This window comes from Kocuria gwangalliensis (assembly GCF_039544365.1).
Taxonomy (GTDB): Bacteria; Actinomycetota; Actinomycetes; order Actinomycetales; family Micrococcaceae; genus Kocuria; species Kocuria gwangalliensis.
The window spans coordinates 86,815-110,874 of sequence record NZ_BAABLN010000003.1 but is presented as its reverse complement, the minus strand read 5'-3'; the positions used below and the strand labels follow the sequence as shown (position 1 = coordinate 110,874).

The 24,060-nt window shown below is 66.1% G+C and carries 20 protein-coding genes; 16 read left to right on the top strand and 4 right to left on the bottom strand.

All coding sequences use genetic code 11. The features are described 5' to 3' along the window. Positions 1 to 65: 65 nt before the first annotated feature. Positions 66 to 884 (bottom strand): sulfurtransferase, encoded by an 819-nt coding sequence (locus ABEA06_RS02410; RefSeq protein ID WP_345310446.1) that lies wholly within the window; start codon positions 882 to 884, stop codon positions 66 to 68. Between the two features lie 79 nt (positions 885 to 963). On the opposite strand from ABEA06_RS02410, the gene ABEA06_RS02405 reads away from it, so the two are divergent. Further along, a complete protein-coding gene (locus ABEA06_RS02405) occupies positions 964 to 1,356 on the top strand; it encodes a DoxX family protein (RefSeq protein ID WP_345310445.1) in 393 nt (130 codons plus the stop codon). A gap of 3 nt (positions 1,357 to 1,359) precedes the next feature. Here the strand turns inward: ABEA06_RS02405 and ABEA06_RS02400 are convergent, their stop codons facing one another. Then, positions 1,360 to 2,529 (bottom strand): MFS transporter, encoded by a 1,170-nt coding sequence (locus ABEA06_RS02400; protein ID WP_345310444.1) that lies wholly within the window; start codon positions 2,527 to 2,529, stop codon positions 1,360 to 1,362. Here ABEA06_RS02400 and ABEA06_RS02395 point away from each other — a divergent pair. The 12 genes from ABEA06_RS02395 to ABEA06_RS02340 all read left to right on the top strand — a co-directional run bounded on the left by ABEA06_RS02395 (position 2,528) and on the right by ABEA06_RS02340 (position 17,606). Then, positions 2,528 to 3,370 (top strand): carbon-nitrogen hydrolase family protein, encoded by an 843-nt coding sequence (locus tag ABEA06_RS02395; RefSeq protein WP_345310443.1) that lies wholly within the window; start codon positions 2,528 to 2,530, stop codon positions 3,368 to 3,370. The genes ABEA06_RS02400 and ABEA06_RS02395 overlap by 2 nt on opposite strands. Before the next feature lie 190 nt (positions 3,371 to 3,560). Further along, a complete protein-coding gene (locus ABEA06_RS02390; protein WP_303383033.1) occupies positions 3,561 to 4,682 on the top strand; it encodes a Gfo/Idh/MocA family protein in 1,122 nt (373 codons plus the stop codon). An 84-nt stretch (positions 4,683 to 4,766) separates the two neighbouring features. Next, a complete protein-coding gene (locus ABEA06_RS02385) occupies positions 4,767 to 6,179 on the top strand; it encodes a TIGR01777 family oxidoreductase (protein ID WP_303383032.1) in 1,413 nt (470 codons plus the stop codon). Between the two features lie 93 nt (positions 6,180 to 6,272). Further along, positions 6,273 to 6,761 carry a pyridoxamine 5'-phosphate oxidase family protein gene (locus ABEA06_RS02380; RefSeq protein WP_345310442.1) on the top strand — a complete coding sequence of 163 codons (489 nt, stop codon included), beginning with the start codon at positions 6,273 to 6,275 and terminating at the stop codon, positions 6,759 to 6,761. Between the two features lie 116 nt (positions 6,762 to 6,877). Further along, entirely contained in the window at positions 6,878 to 8,593 is a 1,716-nt protein-coding gene (locus tag ABEA06_RS02375) for a dihydroxyacetone kinase family protein (RefSeq protein ID WP_345310441.1), read from the top strand. Positions 8,594 to 8,994: 401 nt separating this feature from the next. After that, positions 8,995 to 10,542: a hemolysin family protein gene (locus ABEA06_RS02370; RefSeq protein ID WP_345310440.1), complete on the top strand. Its 1,548-nt coding sequence runs from the start codon at positions 8,995 to 8,997 to the stop codon at positions 10,540 to 10,542. Further along, complete coding sequence (locus ABEA06_RS02365) at positions 10,539 to 11,609, top strand: hemolysin family protein (protein WP_312396559.1); 1,071 nt, start codon at positions 10,539 to 10,541, stop codon at positions 11,607 to 11,609. The genes ABEA06_RS02370 and ABEA06_RS02365 overlap by 4 nt, the downstream gene beginning before the upstream one ends. Positions 11,610 to 11,702: 93 nt before the next feature. Beyond that, positions 11,703 to 12,278, top strand: a complete 576-nt coding sequence (locus ABEA06_RS02360; RefSeq protein ID WP_312396558.1) for a DUF3817 domain-containing protein — start codon at positions 11,703 to 11,705, stop codon at positions 12,276 to 12,278. A gap of 119 nt (positions 12,279 to 12,397) precedes the next feature. After that, the gene (locus ABEA06_RS02355) at positions 12,398 to 13,609 is read left to right on the top strand and encodes a sensor histidine kinase (protein ID WP_303383149.1); all 1,212 of its coding nucleotides are present in this window, start codon (positions 12,398 to 12,400) and stop codon (positions 13,607 to 13,609) included. Beyond that, the gene (locus ABEA06_RS02350; RefSeq protein WP_345310438.1) at positions 13,606 to 14,394 is read left to right on the top strand and encodes a response regulator transcription factor; all 789 of its coding nucleotides are present in this window, start codon (positions 13,606 to 13,608) and stop codon (positions 14,392 to 14,394) included. Before ABEA06_RS02355 ends, ABEA06_RS02350 begins: the two co-directional genes overlap by 4 nt. 135 nt (positions 14,395 to 14,529) lie before the next feature. Continuing rightward, positions 14,530 to 15,324 carry an ABC transporter ATP-binding protein gene (locus ABEA06_RS02345; protein WP_345310437.1) on the top strand — a complete coding sequence of 265 codons (795 nt, stop codon included), beginning with the start codon at positions 14,530 to 14,532 and terminating at the stop codon, positions 15,322 to 15,324. Further along, the gene (locus ABEA06_RS02340; RefSeq protein ID WP_345310436.1) at positions 15,324 to 17,606 is read left to right on the top strand and encodes an FtsX-like permease family protein; all 2,283 of its coding nucleotides are present in this window, start codon (positions 15,324 to 15,326) and stop codon (positions 17,604 to 17,606) included. The genes ABEA06_RS02345 and ABEA06_RS02340 overlap by 1 nt, the downstream gene beginning before the upstream one ends. Positions 17,607 to 17,690: 84 nt before the next feature. On the opposite strand, the gene ABEA06_RS02335 is transcribed toward ABEA06_RS02340, so the two are convergent. Further along, the gene (locus tag ABEA06_RS02335) at positions 17,691 to 18,230 is read right to left on the bottom strand and encodes a TetR family transcriptional regulator (protein WP_312396550.1); all 540 of its coding nucleotides are present in this window, start codon (positions 18,228 to 18,230) and stop codon (positions 17,691 to 17,693) included. A gap of 187 nt (positions 18,231 to 18,417) precedes the next feature. On the opposite strand from ABEA06_RS02335, the gene ABEA06_RS02330 reads away from it, so the two are divergent. The 3 genes from ABEA06_RS02330 (at position 18,418) to ABEA06_RS02320 (ending at position 22,891) form a co-directional block, all read left to right on the top strand. Next, positions 18,418 to 19,971, top strand: coding sequence for an MFS transporter (locus ABEA06_RS02330; RefSeq protein ID WP_345310435.1), 1,554 nt, complete (start codon positions 18,418 to 18,420; stop codon positions 19,969 to 19,971). A 145-nt stretch (positions 19,972 to 20,116) separates the two neighbouring features. Next, the gene (locus ABEA06_RS02325; protein ID WP_345310434.1) at positions 20,117 to 20,641 is read left to right on the top strand and encodes a mycothiol transferase; all 525 of its coding nucleotides are present in this window, start codon (positions 20,117 to 20,119) and stop codon (positions 20,639 to 20,641) included. Positions 20,642 to 20,779: 138 nt separating this feature from the next. After that, complete coding sequence (locus tag ABEA06_RS02320) at positions 20,780 to 22,891, top strand: peptidoglycan DD-metalloendopeptidase family protein (protein ID WP_345310433.1); 2,112 nt, start codon at positions 20,780 to 20,782, stop codon at positions 22,889 to 22,891. Between the two features lie 85 nt (positions 22,892 to 22,976). On the opposite strand, the gene ABEA06_RS02315 is transcribed toward ABEA06_RS02320, so the two are convergent. Beyond that, on the bottom strand, positions 22,977 to 23,975 hold the full coding sequence (locus ABEA06_RS02315; RefSeq protein ID WP_345310432.1) for a hypothetical protein: 999 nt from the start codon (positions 23,973 to 23,975) through the stop codon (positions 22,977 to 22,979). Positions 23,976 to 24,060: the final 85 nt, after the last annotated feature.

Here is a 24,060-nt window from a genome sequence, read left to right as displayed (position 1 = left end):
AGGAACTTCCATCCTGTGGCGAGGAGCCCGTTCCTCATCTCACCAACGCACCCGTGACAAGAACCTCATGCCCCACAACAACTAGTCTCGACCGGGCGGTCCGTGTGGGCGTACTGAGACCAGCTTCCGGGGAACAGTCGGCCGCGCCCCAAACCCGCGAACTCAGCGACCAGCAGGTTGTGGCACGCTGTTACGCCGGAGCCGCAGTAGGAGATCATGGTGTTCGCATCCGTTACCCCGGCGCTCCGGAAACGCTCACGCAACTGCGCCATGGGCTGCAGGGTCTCGTCCTCGCCCAGGTGCTCACGGCACGGCACGTTGTGCGCTCCGGGGATGTGCCCGGAGCGGGGATCCACCGGATCTGGACCGTGACCGTCGAAACGAGTGCGGTCTCGGGCGTCGACCACGGTGCCGCCACCGGCCGCTTCGTCAATGGTGGCCAGAGCCGCGCGGGGCCACGGCACGGGCGTGAAGTGAGCGAACTGCGGGGTCACGTAGCGGGTCTCCAGGGATCCGGCGGGGAAGGCTCCGAGGCCGCCGTCCAGCAGGGCGGCGTCGTGACCCGCGGTGCGCAGCATCCAGACGAGACGGGCGGCCATCACGCCGCCGGCGTCGTCGTAGGCGACCACCGTGGTGTCGTCGCCGATACCCGCGGCGGACATGGCCGCGGCAAAATCCCCGGGGGAGGGCAGCGGATGCCGTCCGTCTGCGGGGGAGCCCGGGGCGGCCAGAGCCTCAGCGACATCCACGAACACCGCGCCGGGCAGGTGGCCCCGAAGGTAAGCGGCTCGAGCGCTGCGACCGTCCAGGTACATGCGGGCATCGACGAGCAGCACGGACTCATGATTCTCTAGCAGCCAGTCGGCGGTGACGAACGGTTCCATGAGGGTCTCCCTTTGAGCGTGTATCGCCACTCTACGACGCCGCTCGGCTCGCCGGAATGCGTTCGGGTTACCGTTTGGCATGACCAAAAAACTGCTGCAACAACGCAAGAGCGCCCACAAGTCCGCCCTGTTCACGGGGTTGGCGCTCACCGGAATGGGTGCCCTGCACCTCGTGAAGCCGGAACCGTTCGAACGGTTGATTCCCACGCAACTGCCCGGAACCGCCCGGGACTGGGCCATTGGTTCGGGGTACGCGGAACTCGCCACCGCCGCGCTGCTGCTCGTTCCCGCAACCCGCAAGCTGGGAGGCATCGCGGCCACCGCGCTGTTCATCGGGGTGTGGCCGGGCAACATGAAAATGGCGTGGGACTGGCGCCACCGACCCCTGGAGAAGCAGCTCATTTCACTCGGGCGATTGCCGCTGCAGCTGCCCATGATCGCGAGTGCGGTGAAGATCGCCAAGTACGCCTGACCGTCAGGACGTGGCGGTGGAGCGCATCCACCGTGCGTGGGCCGCGCTCGCAACCACCGTGATCCCGAGCCCCGCGACCGCCCCGATGCCGAATATGGTGCTGAAGTGGGCGGCGTCGGCGAGCCCGGCGGTGACGAAGGTGCCCGCGGCCGCGCCCAGGAAGAGCGAGGTCACGAAGAAGGAGACCGTGGTGGCGCGGGATTCCGGGGCGACCTCGGTGGCCCAGCCCTGCACGGACGAATGCAGGATGGCGTTGGCCAGCCCGATGCACACGGCCGTGACGGTGAGCGGGATCGGGGTGGCGGAAAGGGCAGAGGCCCCCAGGCCGACCACCATGAACACCCCACCCCGGATCATGCACTGGGTGCGCGTGAACCTGCGCGAGAGCACCCGCATGATGGGAGCGCCGGCCACCACGCCCAGCCCGTAGGTGGCGCCGAGTACACCGGCCAGGGCCACACTCACGCCAACGCTCTGCAGGGCCGGAACCACGTAGGTCAGGATGCCCACGAGCACCACGCCCTCGGCAAAGGCAATGCCGTAAACCGTCAGCGGCCATGTGGCGAAGGCGCCGCCCCTGGTCGCGGAGGTGCGCGCGGGCTTGGGCGCATGCACATGGCGCAGCAGGATCAACAGCACCACACACGCCACCCCCACGATGGCGAACACCACACGCCAACTCAACCACGCCGCGATCGCGCCGGTGGTCAGCGTGGCCACGGCATTGCCGATCGACGAATACGCCAGCAGATCCGACAGCGCATGCACCTTGGCGGGACCGATCCGCGTGTCCCCGATGAGGGTGAGCAGGGTGGGATACAGCGCCCCCACGGTGAGGCCCGTGAACCCGCGGGCCATCAGCAGCGCCGCGTAACCGCCGGCCAGAACGCTGGCGATCGAGCCGACCACCACGCCGATCAGCGCGATCCGCAGCACGATGTGGCGCCCCCACCGGTCACTCAACAGGCCCCACAGCGGCTGCCCCAGGGCGTACAGCAGTGAGTAGACGGTGAACAACTGCACCACCTGGTGCACGTCCAGGCCGGTGTCGCTGGACATGATCAGCAACATGGGCGGGGTGCCGAACCGGTCGAAGAAGGACACGAACCCCACTGCGCCCAGCGCCCAGGTGGGGACGTGCTGGGCTCGGCCGGGGCTCACGGGTGAATTCATGGTCTCCATCCTGCACCCCGATCCGGATACGCTGGAAAACATGCGCATTGCCATGGGACAGATCCTCAGCTCGCACGATCCGCAGCAGAACCTGGAGCAGGTGCGGGGGCTCGCCGCGCGCGCGGGGCAGGACAATGCGGACATCCTGGTGCTTCCCGAGGCCACCATGTTCGCCTTCGGTCGCAGCCTGAAAAACATTGCCGAGCCCGCCGACGGGCCGTGGGCCCGGTCCGTATCGACCGTAGCCCAGGAGCACGGCGTGGCGATCATGGCCGGCATGTTCAGCCCCGGCGACGAGGGCCGCGTGCGCAACACCGCGCTCATTGCGCTCGCCGAGGGCCGGGTGCTCAGCTACGACAAGACCCACCTCTACGACGCATTCGGTTTCAAGGAATCGGACACCGTCCAGGCCGGGGCCGCGCCCGTCACCTTCGACCTCCACGGCGTGACCGTGGGCGTGGCCACCTGCTACGACATCCGCTTCCCCGCGCTTTTCACCCGCATGGCCGCCGACGGCGCTCGCGTCGTCCTGCTCGGTGCCTCCTGGGGCGCGGGCCCCGGCAAGGTCGACCAGTGGGAACTGTTGGCGCGCGCCCGAGCCTTGGACGCGACGTCGTACGTGGTGGCCGTGGGGCAGGCGAATCCGGTGTCGGTGGGGCGTGAGGTCGAGGGCAATGCGCCGCTGGGCGTGGGGCACAGTCTGGTGGCCGCTCCGGATGGTTCCGTGGTGGTTTCCTTGGCGGATGCACCCGATTACCGGGTTGTGGACCTGGATCTTGGTCTGGTCGAGAAGACTCGCACGGCCATCCCGGTGCTGCAGAACGCCCGCGATTTCTCTTGACTGATGGGGGATTCCCCCTCCCCGGTATCCGCTAGGAAAAGAGGGGCAGGGGACCGTCAACCGTGGCGGTGTGCGCGCTGGGTGAACGTCTCCTGACAAGCCCGGGGGCCGCGCGTAGGGTGGGATCAGTTGTCCTGATAAGCACGCTGACCGACGCGGCGTGACGTTGACGTCCCTTTGGAGGTTTCACATGTCCCAGAAGAACAACGGCCCCGTGCGCTTTGCCGTGGTGGGTGTGGGCCAGATTTCCCAGCAGGCTTTCATCCCCGGGCTGTCCCGGATCGATGACGCCGAACTCACGGCTCTGGTGACCTCCAGTGCGGAAAAGGCCGAGGAGCTCGGCCGGGAGTTCGGGGTGGCCACGTATTCCTACGAGGAATACCCTGCGCTGCTGTCCTCCGGCGACATCGACGCCGTGTATGTTGCCACCCCCGTGTTCCGGCACCGCGAATTCGCCGAGCCTGCGCTCAAGGCCGGGCTGCACGTACTGCTCGAGAAGCCCATGGAAACCTCGGTGGAGGACTGCCAGGCCATCATTGACGCCGCGAACACGTCCGGCGCCACGCTCATGGTCGCCTATCGTCTGCACCAGGAACCGGGCACCGTGGACATGATCGAGAAGGTCCGCGATCAAAAGGTCATTGGCAATCCCCGGTACTTCTCCTCCGTGTTCTCCCAGGACATTACCGAGGAGAACCACCGCGGTCACTCCGGCTACTGGGGTGGGCCCATCCCGGACATGGGAACGTACCCCCTCAACGAGGTGCGCAACCTCTTCGACTCCGAACCCATCTCGGTGCACGCCGTGGGTGTTCGGACCCCTGGTCGCGAGTTCAACTTCGACGACACCGTGGCCGTGACCCTGCGCTTCCCCGAGGACCGGGTGGCCCAGTTCACCATTTCGTATGCCTCCGAATCCGCCGAGCGGTTCACGATTGCCGGCACCGAGGGTGAGATCACCGCTGAGCCGTGCTTCGGTTTCGGAGAGGACGTGGGGATCAGCTACACGCTCACCAAGGACGGCAGCTCGGAAAGTTTCGCCCACGACCCCGTGGAACAGTTCGGTGGTCAGACCCAGTACTTCGTGGACTGCATCCGCAACGGTGAGCAGCCCGAGCCCTCCGGAGAGGAGGGTCTCTTGGACACCCGCGTTCACGAGGCCGTACTGCGCTCTCTGGAGACCGGAGACACGGTGACGTTGGAGCCGTACGAGCGCGAACGCCGGGTCACCTCGGCGCAGGTCCGCACGGTGAGCCCGGCCGCTGAACCCGAGGACGACGAGCTCGTGGATCAGGTTCCCCAGAACGGCTGATCGGTCCTAGCGGTCCCAGCCCCCGGAGTACAGGTTCCCTGGATTCAACCCCGAGAACTCGGCCCACAGAACGGACACCCTGCAATGGCGCAACAGTTCGAGTACGAGACCCGTCTGACCCAACCGCGCGACGAGGTTTTCGCGTGGCATCAACGCCCCGGTGCCCTGCCCCGGCTCACCCCGCCCTTCGGTGGTGGCCCGGACCAGGTCACGGAGGCCCCCACGGACGGGATCGAACCCGGCTCACGCGTGAAACTGGGAGTGTCCGTTCCGGGCACCTTTGGCACGGTGCATGTTCCGTGGACCGCCCGCCACGGTGACTGGGACCCGCCGCACTACTTCACCGACCGCATGGAACGCGGGCCGCTGGGGGAGTGGGAGCATCGGCACAACTTCGAGGAAACACCGGAGGGCGGCACGCTCGTGCGTGATCAGGTCACGGTGCGCACCCTGCCTCGGGTGGCGGAGAAGGCCAGCGGGCTCAGCGATAAACTCATGCGCGGTCAGCTGCAACGGATTTTCGCCTACCGCGAGCGTCAGCTGCGCGGTGACCTCGAATTCCAGGATCAACACCGCGGGCCCCGGCTGCGTATTGCGGTGGGTGGGTCCTCCGGGCTGATCGGTTCGCAAGTGTGCGCCCTCCTGGAGACCGGTGGTCACGAAGTGCTGCGGCTCGAACGCGGCGGCACCACCGGTGACGGGGTCATCGGCTGGGACCCGGAGAAGGGTCTGCTGAACCCGCGAGATCTGGCGGGGATCGACGTCGTACTCCACCTGGGTGGGTCGAGTATCGCCACGCGATTCACGCGCAAGAACAAGGAAAAGATTTTGCATTCGCGCGTGGACAGCACCGCGCTGTTGGTGCGGGCGATCGGGCAGGTGCCCGAGCAACAGCGACCCCGGGCGCTCGTGGTCGGATCCGCCGTGGGCTATCACGGCACCGATCGCGGGGATGAGATCCTGACCGAGGAACAGCCCCCCGGTGCGGGATTCCTGGCGCACGTGTGTGCCGAGTGGGAGAAGGCGGCGCACGGTGCGGAAGTGTTCGGCGTGCGCGTGATCAATGTGCGCACCGGGCTGGTGCTGACCCCGAGCGGTGGCCTCTTGCGACCCCAACTGCCGCTCATGACGGCCGGTCTGTCCGGACCGTTGGGTGGGGGCAAGCAGTGGCAGAGCTGGATCGGAATCGACGACATGGCCGGTGCGGTGGCGCACCTGGTGCTGTCCGAGGACGCAACCGGGCCGTACCACGTGGCGGCACCCAATCCGGTGCGTCAAAAGGATTTCGCCCGCATCATCTCGGGAGTGCTGAACCGCCCGGCGGTGGTGCCCACTCCGCTCGCGGGTCCGCGCGCGCTGCTGGGTAAGGAGGCCACGCGGGAAACCGTCGCGGCAAGTCACCGGGTGGACGTGAGCAAATTCCTGGACACGGGCTACCAGTTCCGCCACGAGAATCTGCGCGAGTGCGCGGAACACATTCTGGGGCGGACGGCCTGAACTCCCGGGGCGGGGTAGCTCATCACATCGGGTACGCACCCTGAGATTTTTGCTTTCAAGAACGCACTATCGGCTATGCAACGGAGGGAAACCATGACTGACACTGACGGTAAGACTCAAGCAGTGGAGACCATCAAGGAACTGATCGAGGGCATCGACACGTGCGTGATCGCCACCCACACCCCGGACGGCGGCATTGTCACCCGCCCCATGACCGTGCAGGACAGGGACTTCGACGGGGACCTGTGGTTCATGACCTCCCGTGACTCGGACCTGGTCGAGCAGATCACCGCCGACGCCCAGGTCAATGTGACGTTCGTGGGCAAGGGGACGTGGGTCTCGCTGCGTGGCCGCGCTGAACTCGTGGAGGACCCGCAGAGCAAGGAAGAACTCGCCGGCGCCCTGACCAGTGCGTTCCTGCAGGCGGATCCCAAGTCCCCGGAGGCCGCATTGATCCAGGTCAACACCGACGCTGGTGAGTACTGGAGCTCCGAGGGTGCCAAGACCATGTTCTCCATGATCAAGGCTCGGGTCACCGGCGAACGCCCGGATGCGGGCAAGAACGACACCGTAGAGCTGTAACTCGACGGTGCTGGGCGGGGCCCCGCGGTTACGGATGGTGTGTCCGTGACCGCGGGGTCTCATGACATCTGGGGCGATCACCTGACATCTGGGGCGATCAACGGAGACGAGGAATCATGAAGAACTTGCTGAACAGCCCGGAGGCCGCGGTCGATGACCTGATTACTGGATTGGTGTCACGGAACGCGTCACTGGCTCGCGTGGCGAACTGGTCGGTGGTCGTGCGGTCGGGGGCGTCGTCGTCGACCGTGAAGGTGATCAGCGGTGGCGGTTCCGGGCACGAACCCGCCCACGCGGGGTACGTGGGTGACGGAATGCTGGACGCCGCCGTGTGCGGTCCCGTTTTCACCTCGCCCAGCGTGGACGCGATCCTCGCAGCCTTGCGGGCGGTCGCTCCCGGTGATGAGGACATCATCATGGTGGTCAAGAACTACACGGGTGATCGGTTGAACTTCGGGCTGGCGGCTCGCCAGGCTCGCGCGGAAGGTCACCGTGTCCGCACGGTTCTGGTCGCGGACGACGTCGCTCTGGGCGAGGACGTCGGCGCGGGTCGCCGAGGCCTCGCGGGCACGGTTCTGGTTCACAAGGTCATCGGCGCGAAGGTCCGTGACGGCGCAACGATGGACCAAGCCGCCGATGCCGCCGAAGAACTGCTGAGTGGTTTGGGTACCATGGGAGTCTCCCTGGGCCCGTGCAACGTGCCCGGCGCATCGGAGAGTTCCTTTGACCTCGGGGATGCCGATGTGGAATGGGGGCTCGGCATTCACGGCGAACCGGGCGTTGAACAAACCCCGGGGCGGAGCGCGCGGGATACGGCGCAGCGATTGGTGAACACCATTGTGGCGGACCGTGGTCTTCGCGACGAGGACGTCCTGGTCATGGTCAACGGCCTGGGAGGACTGTCATCCTTGGAACTCGAGGTGCTCAGCGGAGAAGTCCTCTCGGAGGTGCGCGCTCGCGGGTTGCGACCCGTCATGGGATGGACCGGTAACTTCCTCACCAGTTTGGACATGCCCGGTGTTTCATTGACGGTGGCCCGGGTGTCACCGGACATGAGGGAGCTCCTCGAGGCCCCCACCGCTGCTCCGGCGTGGGGAGTGCCCTCGGTCATACCGCGGGAACCGGCGCTGGTGCACGTCGAAACGCCGGATTTTTTCGCGTCCGAAGCACAGACGGGGGAGGCCGGCGGTTTCCCCCGGGAGATTCATGAGGCGGTGCTCAGGGCAGCTGAGGTGTTGATCGACCGTGAAGAAGAACTGACTCGGGCCGACCGCGCTGTGGGTGACGGTGATCTGGGTGTGAACCTGTCCCGGGGCGCCAAAGCCGTGATTGATTCCTCGGAGAAGTTCGAGACCCTGAACGGGCCCGCCGCACACTTCACGGCCTTGTCCGCGTTGCTCCGCAACCACGTGGGTGGCACGAGCGGTCCGCTGTACGCCGTGCTCGCGTTGGGCTTGGCCCGCGGTTACAGCGATGTCAGTGCTCGGGAGCCGGGCGCTCAGCTGGCGGCGTTGAAGCGAGGATTCCGGATCGCCGTTGACGACATGTGTCATTTGGGCGGTGCCGAGGAGGGCGATTCGACCATGATGGACGCGCTGATTCCCGCCGCTCGGGTCCTGAACGATGAGAAGCACGAGAACTCTGGCGCCGCTGAGCTGTTCAGGGATGCGATGTCCGCCGCGGAGAAGGGCACGGCATCGACGGCCGAGTACGCGGCGTCGAAGGGCCGGTCCAGCTACGTGGGTGAGCGTTCGATCGGCACCCCGGACCCGGGCGCTACGGCCGTGTTGCTGTGGGCGCGGGCGGCCTTCGGGCCGATCGTTGGAGAGTGAGCCCAGGTCAGGATTCACGACATCTGCGGCAGGGGTTAGCAGGGCTCAACATCTGAGGCAGAGGTTCGTAGCGAACACGGGGATAAACCTGCGTACCTCTGCCAATAATGTCCAGGCAGGGGAAGACAGGCGCTAACCCGCGCCCCTGGATGTTCGGAAGTGGCCGCGGGGACCTCCGACCCACCCCGGTTGACCAAAATCACTCGGCACGGTTCGGTGTGTTTCTGTATTCTTTTCTCCGTGACATCTCAACTCTCCCGGCACGCGGCGTACCTCGGTGTACCCGCCTCCGCCGATGACAAGGAGTCGGACAGTCCGAAGAGGCACAGTCCTCTTCCCCGATCCGGCGTAGCCCGCAACCCGCGCTGCACCGCAGCCCCCGCAATGAGTGAGGTGGGCAGGTGCTGACCGCCTGGCTCCTTTTTCTCGTCTTCCTTCTTCTGGTTCTGGCCAACGCACTGTTCGTGGCGGTGGAGTTCTCGTTCCTCACCGTGGATCGACAAGCGGTTCAGCGCGCCGAAGCGGAAGGCGACAAGCGCGCCGTCGTCATCGAGGAAAGCCTCAAGAAGACCTCGACCAACCTCTCCGGCGCCCAGCTGGGCATCACCGTCACCAGCTTGATGGCCGGTTTCATCACCGGACCCAGCATTGGTGAGCTCCTGCGCGGCGGTCTCGGCTGGGCGGGGATGCCAGACGCCGTGGCCACCGGTATTGCGACCACGGCCGCCTTCATCGTGGCGACCTTCACGCAAATGGTGTTCGGCGAGCTGGTGCCCAAGAACTGGGCCATTGCCGACCCGCTGCGCGTGACCCACGTGGTGGTTTATCCGCAGAAGATTTTCATGATCCTGTTCGGCTGGCTGGTGAGGGTCCTCAACGAATCCGCCAACGCGGTCCTGCGATTTCTGGGCTTCACCCCCACCGAAGAAGTGGCCAACGCCCGCACCGCGGCCGAACTGGTCGCCGTGGTGAACCGCTCCGGTCGCGAAGGCACCCTGGAAGCGGGTACCGCCGAACTGGTGGCGCGGTCCATTGAATTCGGTGAGCGCACCGCCGCGGACGTGATGCGTCCGCGCCCGCGCGTGAGCTTTCTGGAATCCGAAGACACCGTGGAACACATGCTGCTCACCGCGGCGGAGACCGGACACTCGCGGTTCCCCGTCATGGGTGAATCCGTGGACGACATCGTGGGTGTGGTGCACTACACCCACGCCCTGGCCGTGCCGTTCGAGGATCGCGCCGTCAAGCGGGTCGGCGAGGTCGCGGCCCGCGCGGACGTGGTCTCCGAGTCCATGACCCTTGACCCCCTCATGCGCAAACTGCGCGGCAAGGGCTTGCAGATGGCCATCGTGGTGGACGAGTACGGCGGCACCGCCGGCATCGTGACCCTGGAGGACCTCATTGAGGAAATCGTGGGCGAGATCGATGACGAGCAGGACACCCGCGTGCAGCGCTTCCGCCGCACCCGCGACGGCGGCCTGGTCGTGTCCGGTCTGCTGCGTCCCGATGAGCTCGGCGACGTGTTGCGCCTGGACATGCCCGAGGGCGAGGAATCCGACACCCTGGGCGGCCTCATGGCCGAGGAACTGGACCGGCTGCCCCAGGTGAAGGACACCCTCACCCTCGAGGCCGTGGACCACACCCACCGCGATGAGGACGACCTGCCCACCAAGGCGAACATCCACCTGGAAGTGGTCCGCATGGATCAGCACCGCGTGGACCGGATCCTCGTGCGCCGCGAGGGCGGCGACCCCGACGCCGGCGGTGGTTCAACCACCTCCACCGAATGGAAACCGCCGGCCGGTAGGACCGACCCGCTGGGCGGGGAACCGCGCCAGCCCGAAACCGCCGAGGAATTCCAGGCGCAGGTCGGCTTTCAGAGCAACCCCTCGTTCCACCGCGATGACGACGTTTCGGTCGAGGATCCCCGAGAGGAGCAACAGCGATGACCACCAGCACCGCAATTATCGTTCTCATCTTGTTGCTCGCGGGCAACGCGTTCTTCGTGGCCAGCGAGTTCGCCATGGTCTCCGCCCGCCGCGACCAGTTGGAACCCGAGGCCGCAGAGGGTTCCAAGACCGCCAAATATGCCCTCAAAGGCATTGAAAACGTGTCGACGGCGCTCGCCGCCACCCAGCTCGGCATCACCGCGTGTTCCTTGCTGATCGGTGCCGTGGGCGAACCCGCGATTGCGCACTTGATCGAGGTGCCGCTCGAGTACTTCGGTGTGCCCTCGGCTTTGTTGCACCCCATTGCCCTGGTCATCGCCTTGTTGATCGTGACCTTCCTGCACATGGTGTTGGGCGAAATGGTGCCCAAGAACATCGCGATTGCGGTACCGGGGCGTGCGGCCATGGTGCTGGGTCCCATGCTGCACGGGTTCGTTGTGGTGTTCCGCCCGTTCATTTGGATCATGAACGAGACCGCAAACCACTTGGTTCGCTGGGTTTTCCGGGTGGAGCCCAAGGACGAGGTCGCCTCATCCTTCACCTCCGAGGACGTGCGCGGTTTCGTGGCGGAATCCGGCCGCGAGGGTTTGCTCGACACCGACGAGATCCGGTTGCTCACCGGGGCCTTGAACTTCGAGAACAAGACCGCCAAGGATGTCGCCCTGCCCCTGACCGGCATGCGCACGGTCCCCAGCGACATCACTGCCGCGGGGATCGAGCTGATGTGCGCGGAGACCGGTTTCTCGCGGTTCCCGGTGCAGGACCGGAACGAGCGCCTGATGGGGTACATCCACACCAAGGACGTGCTGGGACTTCCGGAGCAGATGCGTCACGTACCCATCCCGGCGGCGTCGATCCGTCGTTTTGCCCGGGTGGCTCCGCAGGACAAGCTGCGAAAGGTCACGCGCACCATGCAGGCCGACGGCGCTCACTTCGCCCTGGTGGGCGAGGTCGCCAGGGACTCCCGCACCACGGACGAATCGGTGTACATCGTGGCCCTCGAGGACGTGTTGGAGGAACTCGTGGGCGAAGTCCGGGATGCAACCAGCAAGTCGACGGCGGAGTGAGAGCCGCGGAGAATCAATCGAACGGTGGATGAAGGGCCCATGCCCGGCATCCCATAATGGTATGAAACCAGTTCTGTGATCCCAGGGAGACTCATGCCCAGCCAGTCAGCCGCAGCCGCTTCGGAAAAGCGCGTGAACAGCGACTCCCGTTCCAACATCGACACCACCGGACGCCACCAGCCGCGCGTGAGTCCCCGAGGTCTCTACCGCGTGGTGGCCACGGCCGAAATGCTCACGTGGGCTCTGCTGATCACCGCGATGATCGGCAAGTACGCCCTGGGCGCACCGGACTGGACCATGCGGATCGCCGGCAGTATTCACGGCTTCGTGTTCCTGTCCTACTGCGTATCCACCGTGGTGGTGTGGACCGATCAGCGCTGGCCCGCGTCCAAGGGAATCTTGGGCCTGGTCCTGGCGGTCGTCCCGTTCGCCACGGTTCCGTTCGAACGTCACGTGGACCGCAAGGGCCTGCTGGCTTCGCAGTGGCGCGTGGCCCCGGCCGGTGTCGCACCGCGGAACGGTCAGGAACCCGCCCGCACTGCTGCCGAGCGGCTCCTGGCCGTGATTCTGCACTGGCCGATCCTTTCGGCTCTCGTATTGGTGGTGTTGGTTGCCCTGCTGTTCACGGTTCTGTTGAACGCCGGGCCGCCCACCGAGTGGTTCAACTAGGGCCCGCCCGCCAGGGTCGCTGAGCGGTGGGCCCGGTTCATATCGGCGTGAACCATGGTTGCGGGGGCTCATACCCGAGCACGACGACCCCGGGGTGAAAGCTCGCTACCCTCGTGTCAATGGCACTCCACGTACGGTTCGCGCGCTGGGCACAAGAGCACCCTCACCTCAGCAACGCTCTGATGATGAGCGGCGGAATCTTCGTCTCGCTGTCCTTTCTCACGGCAGGGGCGTTGGACGGCGGCCGGAGCCTGTGGTGCGCCGCGGTGGTTGCCCTGCCGTTGTTGTTTCGACGAGCGGCCCCGGTGGCCACGGCGTTCGCGGTGGGAGGGTTGGCGCTCTTCGTCCTGGTGGTATTCAACGTCGCGACCATCGGGCTGTGCATGTGGGCCGTGCCCTGTCTGATGTACACCGTGGCGGTGCGGGCATCCAGGAAGAAGCGTCGTGCGGTGCTCCTTACCGCACTGCTAGGTTGCGCGATCTTCGGAGCACTGTGTTATCGCTGGTTCTTCGCGTTTTACGGCCCGCCCACCCTGTTGGAGTGGGCTCTGGCGGCGTTGATGTTCACCGTGGTCAGCGCATTGGTCGTGATCGTGGCCTTCCTCGCGGGTGATCTCGCGCGGACGCGCCGGCTGCGGCGTGAACAGCTCGAGGATCGGGCTCGTCGCCTCGAAGTGGAGAGCGAACAGGAAGTGCGCCTTGCCGCCCAGGACGAGCGCACGCGCATTGCCCGGGAAATGCATGACGTGGTGGCGCATTCGCTGTCCGTGGTGATTGCCCAGGCGGACGGTGCGAGGTACGCGGCGGCGTCGAACCCGGAGGTGGCCGTCCAGACCCTGGAGACCATTTCCGAAACCGCACGCGGGTCGCTGACGGAGATGCGCAAACTGCTGGGCGTGTTGCGCACGGGCAGTGAAACGGAGACCAAACCGGTGCCGCAGCTCGGTGACATTCCCGAGCTCGTGCGCTCGGTGCAAGCGGCCGGATTGCCCGTGCAGTTCCAAGAATCGGGCACCCCCGCTCTGAGCACCGGCGCTCAGTTGAGCCTGTACCGGGTGGTGCAGGAGGGCCTCACCAACGTGTTGAAGCACGCGTGGCAGGCCGGTTCGGTACGGGTGAGCATTGATCATCAGCGCGATTTCTCGTGGGTGGAGGTCGTCAACGACGGCGCGGGGGCCAATGATCCGCCCCGGGCTCCGGGGGCAGGCCACGGGCTTCAGGGGTTGCGCGAGCGCGTGGCTCTGTACGGTGGTGAGATGACGGCGGGACCGCATGTCACTCGCGCGGACGTTTTCGTAGTTCAGGCCACCATTCCTTCGGAGGGCGCGTGAGTTCCATTCCCCCAGAGTCCGCTGCTGTGTCGCGGGTGCTCATAGTCGATGACCAGCCGCTCGTGCGCGGCGGTTTCCGTATGCTCGTGGACTCCCAACCGGATCTCGCGGTGATCGGCGAGGCCGGTGACGGTCGGGAAGCCGTGGATTTCGTGGTCGGCGCCATCGGCGGGGAACGCATTCCGGACGTGGTGCTCATGGACGTGCGGATGCCCAAACTCAACGGCATCGAGGCCACGCAGGCCATCCTGGCGGCTCGCCCGCGGATCAAGGTCATTGTGCTCACGACCTTCGACCTGGACGAATATGCCTTGGACGGCATCCGCGCCGGGGCCAGTGGGTTCCTCCTCAAGGACGCCCGCCCCGAGGAACTGCTCGAAGCCATCCGCACGGTCGCCCGCGGGGACGCGGTGATCGCGCCCTCCACCACACGCCGGCTGCTCGACCAGCTCATCGCCCGTTCCCCCAACGACGACGCCGCCCCCGCGGGTGCCGGACCGGCGTCACCTCGGGGGGTGGCCGGGAAGCAGACGATCCCCGGGCGGGGGCCCGCAGCGGCGTCGAACCCGTGGGAGAGTCCCCGGCTTGCCGCGCTGACGGCGCGTGAGCGAGAGGTGTTCGAACTCGTGGGGCGGGGGCTGTCCAACGGCGAGATCATGTCCGAGCTGTACCTGTCCGAACCCACGGTCAAGACTCACGTGTCCCACATCCTGGCCAAGCTGGGTGCCCGCGATCGGGTGCAGGCCGTGGTGATCGCGTACGAAACCGGCGTGGTGACGGCCTGACGGTGTGCTGCTGCGGACCCTCATTCCCCCGGATGGCCCCGCTGCGGGCCCTCACACCCCGGGATGAGACCGTGGTCCGCGGGTTCGGTACTCGCGCGCGATGTGCCCGGCCCCGACCCCGGACACAGTTGAAGCATGAACACGACGCGCACCGGAACCCAACAATCTGAGGCCCTGCCGTGGGGACGGCAAACCCAGCGGCACACCCCGTCCCCATCCCGCCAGCACGGGTCGATGGCCGTGGTTGCGGCCAACGTCTCCCGCACCTACGGAGCCGGTGAGGCTTCCGTCAAAGCACTGGACCGCGTGAACCTGGAGATTGCCGGGGGCACCCTGGTTGCCGTAATGGGGCCCTCCGGGTCGGGGAAGTCCACCCTGGTGCACTGCCTGGCAGGCTTGGACGTTCCGGACAAGGATCCCAGCACACGCATCGTGGTGGGTGGTCAGGACATCACCGGTCTCTCGGACGACCAGCTCACCCGCTTCCGTCGTGACCACGTGGGCTTCGTGTTCCAGGCGTTCAACCTGGTCCCGACCCTGACCGCGCGCCAGAACATCGAACTTCCCCTCTCACTCGCCGCGAAGCAGGTGAACTCGCAGCGCCTGGAAGCACTCGCGGACACCTTGGGCATCCGCTCCCGGTTGGATCACCGTCCGGACGAGATGTCCGGGGGCCAGCAGCAGCGCGTGGCCATTGCCCGCGCACTGTTCCCCGAACCGTCCGTGATCATTGCGGATGAGCCGACCGGCGCCCTCGACAGCACCACCTCCCACGAGGTGCTCGGCATGCTGCGCCGCAGCGTGGACGAATTCAACCAAACCGTGGTCATCGTGACACACGACCCCCGGGTGGCCCAGGCCGCGGATCGCGTCATCCGGGTCATGGACGGGCGGATCCAGCCCGACGACGCCCCGGTGGGTGATCGCTGATGCGCGCCGTCATCCTGTCCAGACTTCGCCTGCAATGGACGCGCTATCTCATGGTCCTGGCCGTGGTGGCCGTGTCCTCCGGCTTCATGACGGCGGCCCTCGGCCTGTCGAGCACGTTGACGGCGAGCATGACCAATGACCTGGCTGCGCAATACAAGAATGCGGACGCCGTGGTGACCACCGAAGCGGACGCCTTCAGCTTCAGCGCCACCCCCCAGCAGGTCGACGAGCTCTCTCGCGTGGACGGTGTGGATTCCGTGTGGGCCCAGTACATGACCGGGGCCGTCCCCGGTTCGAACGCGGTTTCCTCGGACGGCTCGGCCACCTCGACATCCAATTTGCCCGACGATCCCGCCATGTTCCCCGCGCAGATCACGCAGGGGGAATACCCCAGCGGTGACGACCAAGTTTTGCTGGACGAATCCCTGACCAAGAAGCTCAAGGTGGGCGTGGGCGACACCGTGTCCCTCCAGGAAATGAGTGGCCCACCCGCCGGCGAAGGCGGCGGGGGTGAGGCGCCCGAGCAGGGTGAGCGGGCGCCGTCGGCGGCCAATGAATTCACCGTGTCCGGCCTGACCGAAACCTCGGCCACCGGTGCGTTCGCCAGCGTGTGGCTCAGCAACGACGCCTTGGCGCAGTTGTCTCCCGGGCAGATCTCGGGTGGCAGCCCGCTGCAGGCCATTCAGCTCACGCTGGACGGTCCAGCCACGGACGGCCAGCTCCAGGAACTGACGGCCACCGCGGGCAAGATCCTGGCCAGCGGCCAGGGGCAGCAGCCCCAACTGCGCGTGGTGACTCCCGAACAGCTGACCGAGGAAACGCTCGATCAGCTGGCCGCGGGCTCCAACATCCTGACCATTTTCCTCCTGGCCTTCGCGGGGCTGTCCATCCTGGTGGCGCTGCTGGTCGTGACGAACACGCTGTCCGTGCTGACCGCCCAGCGCGCTCGTGAACTCGCGCTGCTGCGCTGCGTGGGTGCCACGAGCAAGCAAGTGCGTCGCTCGGTGCTGACCGAAGGACTTGTCCTGGGCATCGTGGGTGCGTTCATCGGTGTGGCCGTGGTGTGGGCCCTGGCGGTGGTGTTGCAGGTCTCCGGAGTCATTCGTGCGCTGACCGTGACGGTGGCCCCGCGTGACCTGCTCGTTGGGTTGCTCACGGGCATCGTGCTCACGATGGTCGCTTCCCTGGGCCCGGCTCGCCGCGCCCACGGGGCCTCGCCCCTGGACGGGCTGCGGGGGTCTCGCGCCGCCGACGGCGTTCCCCGCGTTCGCATAGTCCTGGGTGCCTTGATTCTCGTGGCCGGCACCGGAACCCTGGTATTCGGTGCTGCGGAACGTGATCCGATCCTGGGGATCATCGGCGGTCTGGCGAGCTTCCTGGGAGTGGTCATGACGTCCCGGTTGTATCTGCCGCCGCTCGTCCAGGGCTTGGGCCGCCTCTTGCCCGGCGGGCAGCCGTCACGACTCGCGGCCGTGAACGCCGCCCGCTATCCGGCGCGTACGGCCACGACCGCCACGGCGCTGTTGATCGGCGTGCTGTTGGTGGCAACGGTCCTCACGGGCCAGCACGTGGCCCGGGTCAACCTACTCAACGAGTTGGACCAGAGCCGCCCCGTGGATATTTCCGTCCCCGCCAGCGCGGGCCGGGTGAGCTCCGATCAGGTGCAGCAGATTTCCGAGCTCAACGGAGTGCTGGGCGTCAAGTCCACGGACCCTGCCGACGCGGACGGCGCGATCGCCCAGATCGACGCCGCCCAGTCCCTCAACAACTCCTCCGCGGCCGAGCTGCAGGAGAAGGTCGCGGGGATCCTGAACCTGACACCGGGTGAGCTCCAGGGCGCGCTCATGGAGAAGGCCGGTTACGTGTCCATCCTGGAGGTGATGCTCACGGTCACCCTGGGACTGCTGGCCGCGGCCGTGGTGGTGTCCGTGCTGGGTATTGCCTCGACCATGTCTCTGTTCGTGCTCGAGCGGGTTCGCGAGAACTCCCTGTTGCGGGCGCTGGGTCTGACCCGCCGGCAGTTGGGCGCCATGATTCGTCGCGAGGCGCTGGTCATTTCACTGGTGGCCACGATCGTGGGCCTGGTGGTCGGCTGGGCCTTCGGCACGCTGGGCGTGATGTCCCTGGTGACCGAGGGGATGACCGTGGAGCCCACGGTTCCGTGGTCCGGCTTCCTCGCGATCATCGTGGCCGCGGTGGTGGTGGCGGTGCTCGCGTCGGCCGCCCCGGTGCGTCGGGCCACCCGGGTCACCCCGGTGGAGGGCATGGCACGGGTGGACTGACCGTTCTGGCGGCTTCGTCGGCTCGACCGGCGAGCAGACGAACCCCCCTCGGTCCAGCGATTGCCCGGTCAAACGGCCATGTACCTAGGCGGTCAACCGGTCCAGCGCGGCCATGAGGTGCTCAAGTGTTTCCTGCTTCTCCTCAGGGCTTTCGGGCAGTAAACCCATGGAAGCTTGCTGGTAGAGCCCGTCGCCCATGCACACCACGGCGGTGGCAACAACGGGGTCACCCACGTCCTCGAGTACCGCGGTCAACCAGTTCCCCTCGATGCGCGCGTAGGCGGCGCGAGCGGCGTCGTCGCCGGCCTGGATGAGGCGGGAGGCGACGACCAGGGCACGGTCCAACTTACTGTCTTCGTAGAGCGAGGTCGCGAGGAACTCGCGCGCGGCACCACGGGGTGAGGCGGTCAATCGCTCGAGGTCCTCGGCCGCAAGGGACTCGAGATCGACCAGCATGGCGCCCACCAGGGCCTGCCGGTGCGGGAAGTGGTAGAGCAGGCCACCCTTGGAGACACCGGCGGCCGCGGCGACGGCGTCGAGCGTTGCGGCGCGCTCGCCGTCCGTGAGGACGATGTGCTCGAAGGCCTCGAGTAGCTTGTCCCGAGCCAGTGGTTTGCGGGGCATGTGAGCAAAACCTCTCCCAAACGGATCCGGGGAATATTGCCCCGCGTTCGTCGTTAACTGTACCGTCTAGTCGGTATAGTAATTAATTGGCCCGTTCCACAACGGCCCCGCCCGCGCAGTACGACGAAGTACTTTTCGCGAATCCACGCCGAACAGCCGGCAGCAGAGAACCGAGGAGGTCTTCATCGTGTCCACCGTGATCGATCAGCGGCAGAAAGCTGGTGCCCGAGAGTGGGGCGCCCTGGCCGTCCTCATGCTGCCGGTGCTCCTGGTGTCCGTGAACAACACGGCCCTCAGTTTCGCGCTGCCCGCCATTTCCCGGGCCCTGCATCCCACGGCGTCGCAGTTGTTGTGGATCGTGGACGTGTATCCGCTGATCCTGGCCGCCCTCCTGATTCCCATGGGCAGTCTGGGGGACCGGATCGGACGGCGCAAGATCCTCATGATCGGCTCCACGGGTTTCGGTGTCATCTCTGCCTTGGCCGCATTCGCGCCCACCGCTGGATGGTTGGTGGCCGCTCGCGTGGGGATCGCCGTGTTCGGCTCCATGTTGTTGCCGGCCACGCTGTCCTTGATGCGCACCGTGTTCCGGGACGATCATGAGCGGCGCCTGGCCATTGCCATCTGGACCGCCGGCTTCAGCGCCGGTGCCGCACTGGGACCGATTGCCGGTGGCTTCTTGCTCAACCACTTCTGGTGGGGTTCGGTGTTCCTGCTGGCCATCCCGGTTCTCGTGGCGTTCTTGATCGCGGGCCCGTTGCTCCTGCCGGAGTCGAGGGACCCCCATCCCGGACCCGTGGACCCGCTGTCCATTGTGCTGGCCGTCCTGGCCATGGCCCCGGTCGTTTACGCCATTAAATCCCTGGCCACCGGCGGTTCCGTGCTGCAGGGGCTGTTGATCATGGCGTTCGGCGTGCTGAACGGAGTGTTATTCGCCCACCGCCAGGTGGCCAAGAACTACCCGATGCTGGACCTGCGCTTCTTCCGCAGCTCCCGTTTCTCCGGTGGTCTCACGGTCAACGTGACGGCCAGCATCGCAATGTTCGGTTTCCTCTTCTTCCTGACCCAGCACCTCCAGCTGGTGGGTGGTAAGGACCCCATGACCGCTGGTCTGCTGATGGTCCCCGGGCTGCTGCTGGCCATTGTGACGGGCATGGCGGCCGCCAAGGTGGCCGTGACGTTCGGTGTTCGCACGGCAATCGTCACGGGGCTGTTGCTGATTGCCGGTGGGTTCGTGATCGTGGCCCTCACCGATCAGCAGAGTTCCGCGCTTCCGGTGCTGGTGGGCTTTGCGGCCATGAGCGCCGGTGGCGGTCTCGCCACCACGCTGTCCACCGACCTCGTGGTGTCCTCGGTGCCCGAAGCCAAGGCGGGTGCGGCGTCGGCCGTGTCCGAAACCGGGTACGAAGTGGGCGCCGTCCTGGGTACTGCCGTGCTCGGCGGCCTGACCACCGCGTTCTACCAGTCCCACTTGAGTCTTCCCCAGGCGCTGAGCCCCGAGCAGGCTGACGTCGCTCACCAGACCCTGGGCGGCGCCGTTGAGGTGGCCCAGAGCGGCCCGTGGACCGAGAGCGTCATGGAAACCGCAACCGCGGCCTTCTCCTACGGGATGCAGGGGAGCAGCCTGGTGGGGGGTCTCGCGGTAGTGGTGGTGGCCGCCGTGATCTTCCGCGTTCTGCGTGCAGATCGCAAGGTTCGATTCCATGATCCCCTGCCTACGGATCGCATCGAGCTCAACTGAGGCCGAGCGGGAGTTCTGAGCCGTTCCCCGGTCGGTGCAGTACGGAAACCGCGGCCGGCGAGTCCCAGGTGCGCGGCCCCCTTACGGCCCCGGCGGCGTCGTCGTAAAGTGACCAGCGGAGACGTCGAGCGAAAGGCAGCCAAGCATGAGCGCGAAAGAACTGTTGGTGGACGCGGCGCAACGGCCCGCGCGGGTGGCCGGTGAAGTCTTGCAGGGAATCTCCGTGGACACGCTCAACCGCATGCCCGGGGACACACAGAACTCGATCGCGTGGTTGATCTGGCACGCGAGCCGACAGCAGGACGCGCAAATAGCGCACCTCTCGAAAGAGCCACAGGTCTGGACCGCGCAGGGCTGGGACGAAAAATTCGACCTGGACCGGGACCCGGACGACTTCGGTTTCGGTGACGGCCCGGATGACGTCGCGCGCGTTCGCGTCACCGACCCGGACCTGCTGCTGGGCTATCTGAATGCGGTCACCTCGGCAACGGTCGACTATCTGGTTACCCTGAGCGACTCCGACCTGGACCAAGTCATCGATGATTCGTGGGATCCTCCCGTCACGCGCGGGGTGCGGATCGTGTCCACGATCGACGACGCCGCACAGCACCTCGGGCAGGCGGCGTACGTTCGCGGGCTGGTGCAGGATTCTTGGCGCGGAAAGTACTGAATTTCCTGAAATAGGGCGTTTAAGTGGGTGAGGCGACACTGTTTATCAACCCTGGATTCATCTACGATTGCTTTACTAATCATCGATATCGCGGGCAAACGGTGTCGAGGTCAAGCTCCGGGGAGATTACAACTGATTATGGCTCGTTCACGTGTCCGTCATGCGGCGGCCAGGCGCCCGTCCATGGCCTTGACCGCCTTTGCTTCGTTCTCCGCTTTGGTCGCGGTCAGCGTTGCCATGAGCAATGGCTCAGCACCAGCGCCGTGGGAATCCGCATACGCCAGCGAGACGTCGGACGAGTCGGCTGAAAACCAGCAGAACCGCGGCGCGTTCGGTCAGATCACCGCAGGCGATCAAGGTGAATCCCGCCCGTCCCTGTTCGCCGCCGTTCCCGACGAGGCCCTGCTGCCGAACGTTCAGGACACCCCTCAGGATTACGTGGCCAGCCAGGTACGTAACGTGTCCGATGCCGGTACCGAGTCCGCGCCGTCCTCGGTGGCCCCGGCCAAGCGTGCCCCCGCCACCTTTGAGGGTGAACTGCCCTTCAACACGATCATTGCTCCTGCCCAGCCCCCCACGGTTCTGGACGGCGGTCAGTTCGGTTGGCGCACCGCCCCGGACACCGGGGACCGAGAGTTCCACAACGGCACGGACATCTCCACCTCTGAAGGCACTCCGGTCGTCGCTGCCCTGGAAGGCACCGTCACCGCGGTGTTTTGGGATGAATGGGGCGGCAACCGCGTGGAGGTCTCCCACGCGGACGGTGTGAAAACCACCTACAACCACCTCAAGGACGTGATGGTGCAGGTGGGCGACCCGTTGACAGCTTCCGAGCAGCTCGGCACCATCGGCCAGACCGGCCTGCGCGTGACCGGCCCGCACCTGCACTTCGAAACGTGGGTTCAGGGCAAAGCCGTGGACGCCCAGTCCTTCGATTGGGAGACCGGCGAAGGCATCATCCCCGCCTCCCGCCCCAAGTACTCCCTGGAGGACCAGGCCCGGACCGATCAGGCCACCACCGACAACGGTTCCGCACCCGGAACGGACAACGGTCCCGTGTCCGAGGTTCCCGCTGACGAGCAGGAGCACATCATCGCGCTGAGTCAGGAAACAGCCCCGGCGGAGGACAGTGCTGCCGGAGCTTCCGACGGCGGCGCTGCCTCCGGTTCCGACGCCGACGCTAAGGCCGGCTCCGACGGCGGCGCTGCCTCCGGCCCGGCACCCGAGGCGAGCGCGGCAAAGGCGCAGCCGAGTCAGGCTCAAGAGCCGAAAACCTCGCCCACCGAGTCCCGTTCCGCTCAGCCGAGCCCGTCCCGGAGTGGCGGCTCGCAGTCTCCCTCGACCGAGTCCCGTTCCCCCCAGCCGAGCCCGTCCCGGAGCTCCTCCAGCTCCAACGACGACGCCGAGGATCGCGTGAACGCGGGCAGTCCGTCCGACGAAACCCCCGATGACACGGCGTCCCGCCCGAGTGGTGGTACGTCGCAGGGCAGCGGCTCCGGCGCGAGTGGTGGTGCGTCGCAGGGCAGCGGCTCCGGCGCGCCGTCGAACACGTCCGAAAAGGACAACGGAAAGAAGGCCGACGCGACCACGAAGCCGAAGCCTGCCACCACCCCTGCCACCACCAAACCTGCGTCAACGGGCGATCCGGTCAAGCCCGCACCCGCGAACACAGGCAAGCAGGAGCCCCAGCCGCCTCCCAGCGAGACCAACAAGTCGAAGCCCCAGCCTGCACCTACCAACACGAAGAAGCCGGCGCCGGTCGAGCCCACCACGCCCGCAGATCCGACCAAGCAGGCCGATTCGCTGAAGGCCCCTGAGCCCGAGACCACCAAGCCGGCCGACCCGGTGAAGGTCCCGGTGCCCGAGACCACCAAGCCGACGAAGCCCACGGTCAACCCCTACACCGCAGACATCACCACGCTGACCACGCTGGAGCAGCTACAGCAGCGCACACAGGTGCTCGTGAGTCAGCAGCTGACGTTGACTCCGGAGCAGCAGTTCGGCCCGGGTTCGCAGCTGAACTCCACGCTGCCGTTGTTGTCTCAGCAGTTGGCGACCGCCAAGCTGGACCAGCAGGACCCGAAGTTCACGGCCCAGCTGACGGCTACGCAGACCGCGGTCGGGAAAGCGGCAGCTGCTCCGAAGAACAAGAAGCTCACGGCGGCGGCCACAGCGGAACTCACCAAGCTACAGACGATGCTCGCCAAGGTTCCCGTCTATGTGGACCCCGCGGCAGACCCCGCGGGCTGACCCGCACTCCGGCTCAACTGACCCGCACTCCGGATTTATGGTTCCTTATTCCCTTTTCGGGCAGATAAATCGGGGATAAGGAACCTTAAATCGTTCCGGTGGGCGGCCCCAGCTTCCTGGCCAAGAAGTCGAGCCAGGTTCGACGTCGCTCAGGGTCCCAAAGATCGCGCCACACAAGAACGTGCACGTCCCAACCGGACTCCCGGAGGAGTTGGATCCGGTAATTTTCGTCCTCGTAGTGGGATCGCTTTGTGTAGTGCACTTCCCCGTTGTATTCGATCGCGGTCATTGAATCGGGCCAGGCCAGATCGATGTAGAAATGTCTGCCTCGCGGTATCACGTGATAATTCGTCCTGGGTGGAGGCAAACCGTGGCGTAGCGCGATGAGCCGGGTCAGCGTTTCGTTGGGCGACCACACCTGGTCATACGCGGCTCGAAGAGCGGCACGCACACGGCGGACAGACGGCGAACTGGGTGGGAACAGGTCGAGGGCGTCGTCGATCACGTCGGCGGTGAACTCTTGCAGGGGGACTTCTTCATCGACCACGATTCTGCGTGACAGCAAAGCGTCAATGCACGCAATGAGTCTCCACATCGACAGGCAGGGTGCCGCCACGACCAGAGCCTCTACTGGGTGCGCGACAAAGCAACCCCACGGGCCGTAATACCGGTTGAGACCGCGGGACTTGGTAATCCTAAGCTGACCAGCGAAAGTCCTGATGCGGGTTCCGTGCCACGACAGATGGGGAGTCAACTTGGCGGTCTCAAACTCCAGCCCCCTTTCCGGTGCCCGGTGGCCCAGTAGTGGGTTGACCCAGCTCTGTGTTTCCCCAATGGGCAGATCCAAGAGTTCAAGTGCGTTCAGCCCGGTGACACGCAGCTGGTTACCGCCCGTCCGCAAGTGTCGTTGCAGAAGCGCTGCTCGTTGAAGGGGTGACAACGGTTCGGAATGTTGAACCCAGACCCCTCTGGCGAGCAATTGCATGGTGGGGTCCCGGAAGAGCTGTTCATTCCGGCGGCCCCAGTCGGCAAAGGGCTTCACCACTGGGCATTCACCCAGGTCCAAGGCGGGAACACGTTTCATCCCTGGAACCTACGCGAATACCCGCCGACGCAGATTCCGTTATCCACAGGCTGCGGTCCTGCTGTGTCTCAGGACGTCGGTGACA

What these genes read in the sequence shown, in the direction of transcription:
- ABEA06_RS02375 (WP_345310441.1), top strand. Translation starts at nt 6,878, where the DNA reads ATGAAGAACTTGCTGAACAGCCCGGAGGCCGCGGTCGATGACCTGATT.
- ABEA06_RS02390 (WP_303383033.1), top strand. Translation starts at nt 3,561, where the DNA reads ATGTCCCAGAAGAACAACGGCCCCGTGCGCTTTGCCGTGGTGGGTGTG.
- ABEA06_RS02315 (WP_345310432.1), bottom strand. Translation starts at nt 23,975, where the DNA reads ATGAAACGTGTTCCCGCCTTGGACCTGGGTGAATGCCCAGTGGTGAAG.
- ABEA06_RS02360 (WP_312396558.1), top strand. Translation starts at nt 11,703, where the DNA reads ATGCCCAGCCAGTCAGCCGCAGCCGCTTCGGAAAAGCGCGTGAACAGC.
- ABEA06_RS02325 (WP_345310434.1), top strand. Translation starts at nt 20,117, where the DNA reads ATGAGCGCGAAAGAACTGTTGGTGGACGCGGCGCAACGGCCCGCGCGG.
- ABEA06_RS02405 (WP_345310445.1), top strand. Translation starts at nt 964, where the DNA reads ATGACCAAAAAACTGCTGCAACAACGCAAGAGCGCCCACAAGTCCGCC.
- ABEA06_RS02365 (WP_312396559.1), top strand. Translation starts at nt 10,539, where the DNA reads ATGACCACCAGCACCGCAATTATCGTTCTCATCTTGTTGCTCGCGGGC.
- ABEA06_RS02355 (WP_303383149.1), top strand. Translation starts at nt 12,398, where the DNA reads ATGGCACTCCACGTACGGTTCGCGCGCTGGGCACAAGAGCACCCTCAC.
- ABEA06_RS02340 (WP_345310436.1), top strand. Translation starts at nt 15,324, where the DNA reads ATGCGCGCCGTCATCCTGTCCAGACTTCGCCTGCAATGGACGCGCTAT.
- ABEA06_RS02380 (WP_345310442.1), top strand. Translation starts at nt 6,273, where the DNA reads ATGACTGACACTGACGGTAAGACTCAAGCAGTGGAGACCATCAAGGAA.
- ABEA06_RS02335 (WP_312396550.1), bottom strand. Translation starts at nt 18,230, where the DNA reads ATGCCCCGCAAACCACTGGCTCGGGACAAGCTACTCGAGGCCTTCGAG.
- ABEA06_RS02400 (WP_345310444.1), bottom strand. Translation starts at nt 2,529, where the DNA reads ATGAATTCACCCGTGAGCCCCGGCCGAGCCCAGCACGTCCCCACCTGG.
- ABEA06_RS02385 (WP_303383032.1), top strand. Translation starts at nt 4,767, where the DNA reads ATGGCGCAACAGTTCGAGTACGAGACCCGTCTGACCCAACCGCGCGAC.
- ABEA06_RS02345 (WP_345310437.1), top strand. Translation starts at nt 14,530, where the DNA reads ATGAACACGACGCGCACCGGAACCCAACAATCTGAGGCCCTGCCGTGG.
- ABEA06_RS02320 (WP_345310433.1), top strand. Translation starts at nt 20,780, where the DNA reads ATGGCTCGTTCACGTGTCCGTCATGCGGCGGCCAGGCGCCCGTCCATG.
- ABEA06_RS02395 (WP_345310443.1), top strand. Translation starts at nt 2,528, where the DNA reads ATGGTCTCCATCCTGCACCCCGATCCGGATACGCTGGAAAACATGCGC.
- ABEA06_RS02410 (WP_345310446.1), bottom strand. Translation starts at nt 884, where the DNA reads ATGGAACCGTTCGTCACCGCCGACTGGCTGCTAGAGAATCATGAGTCC.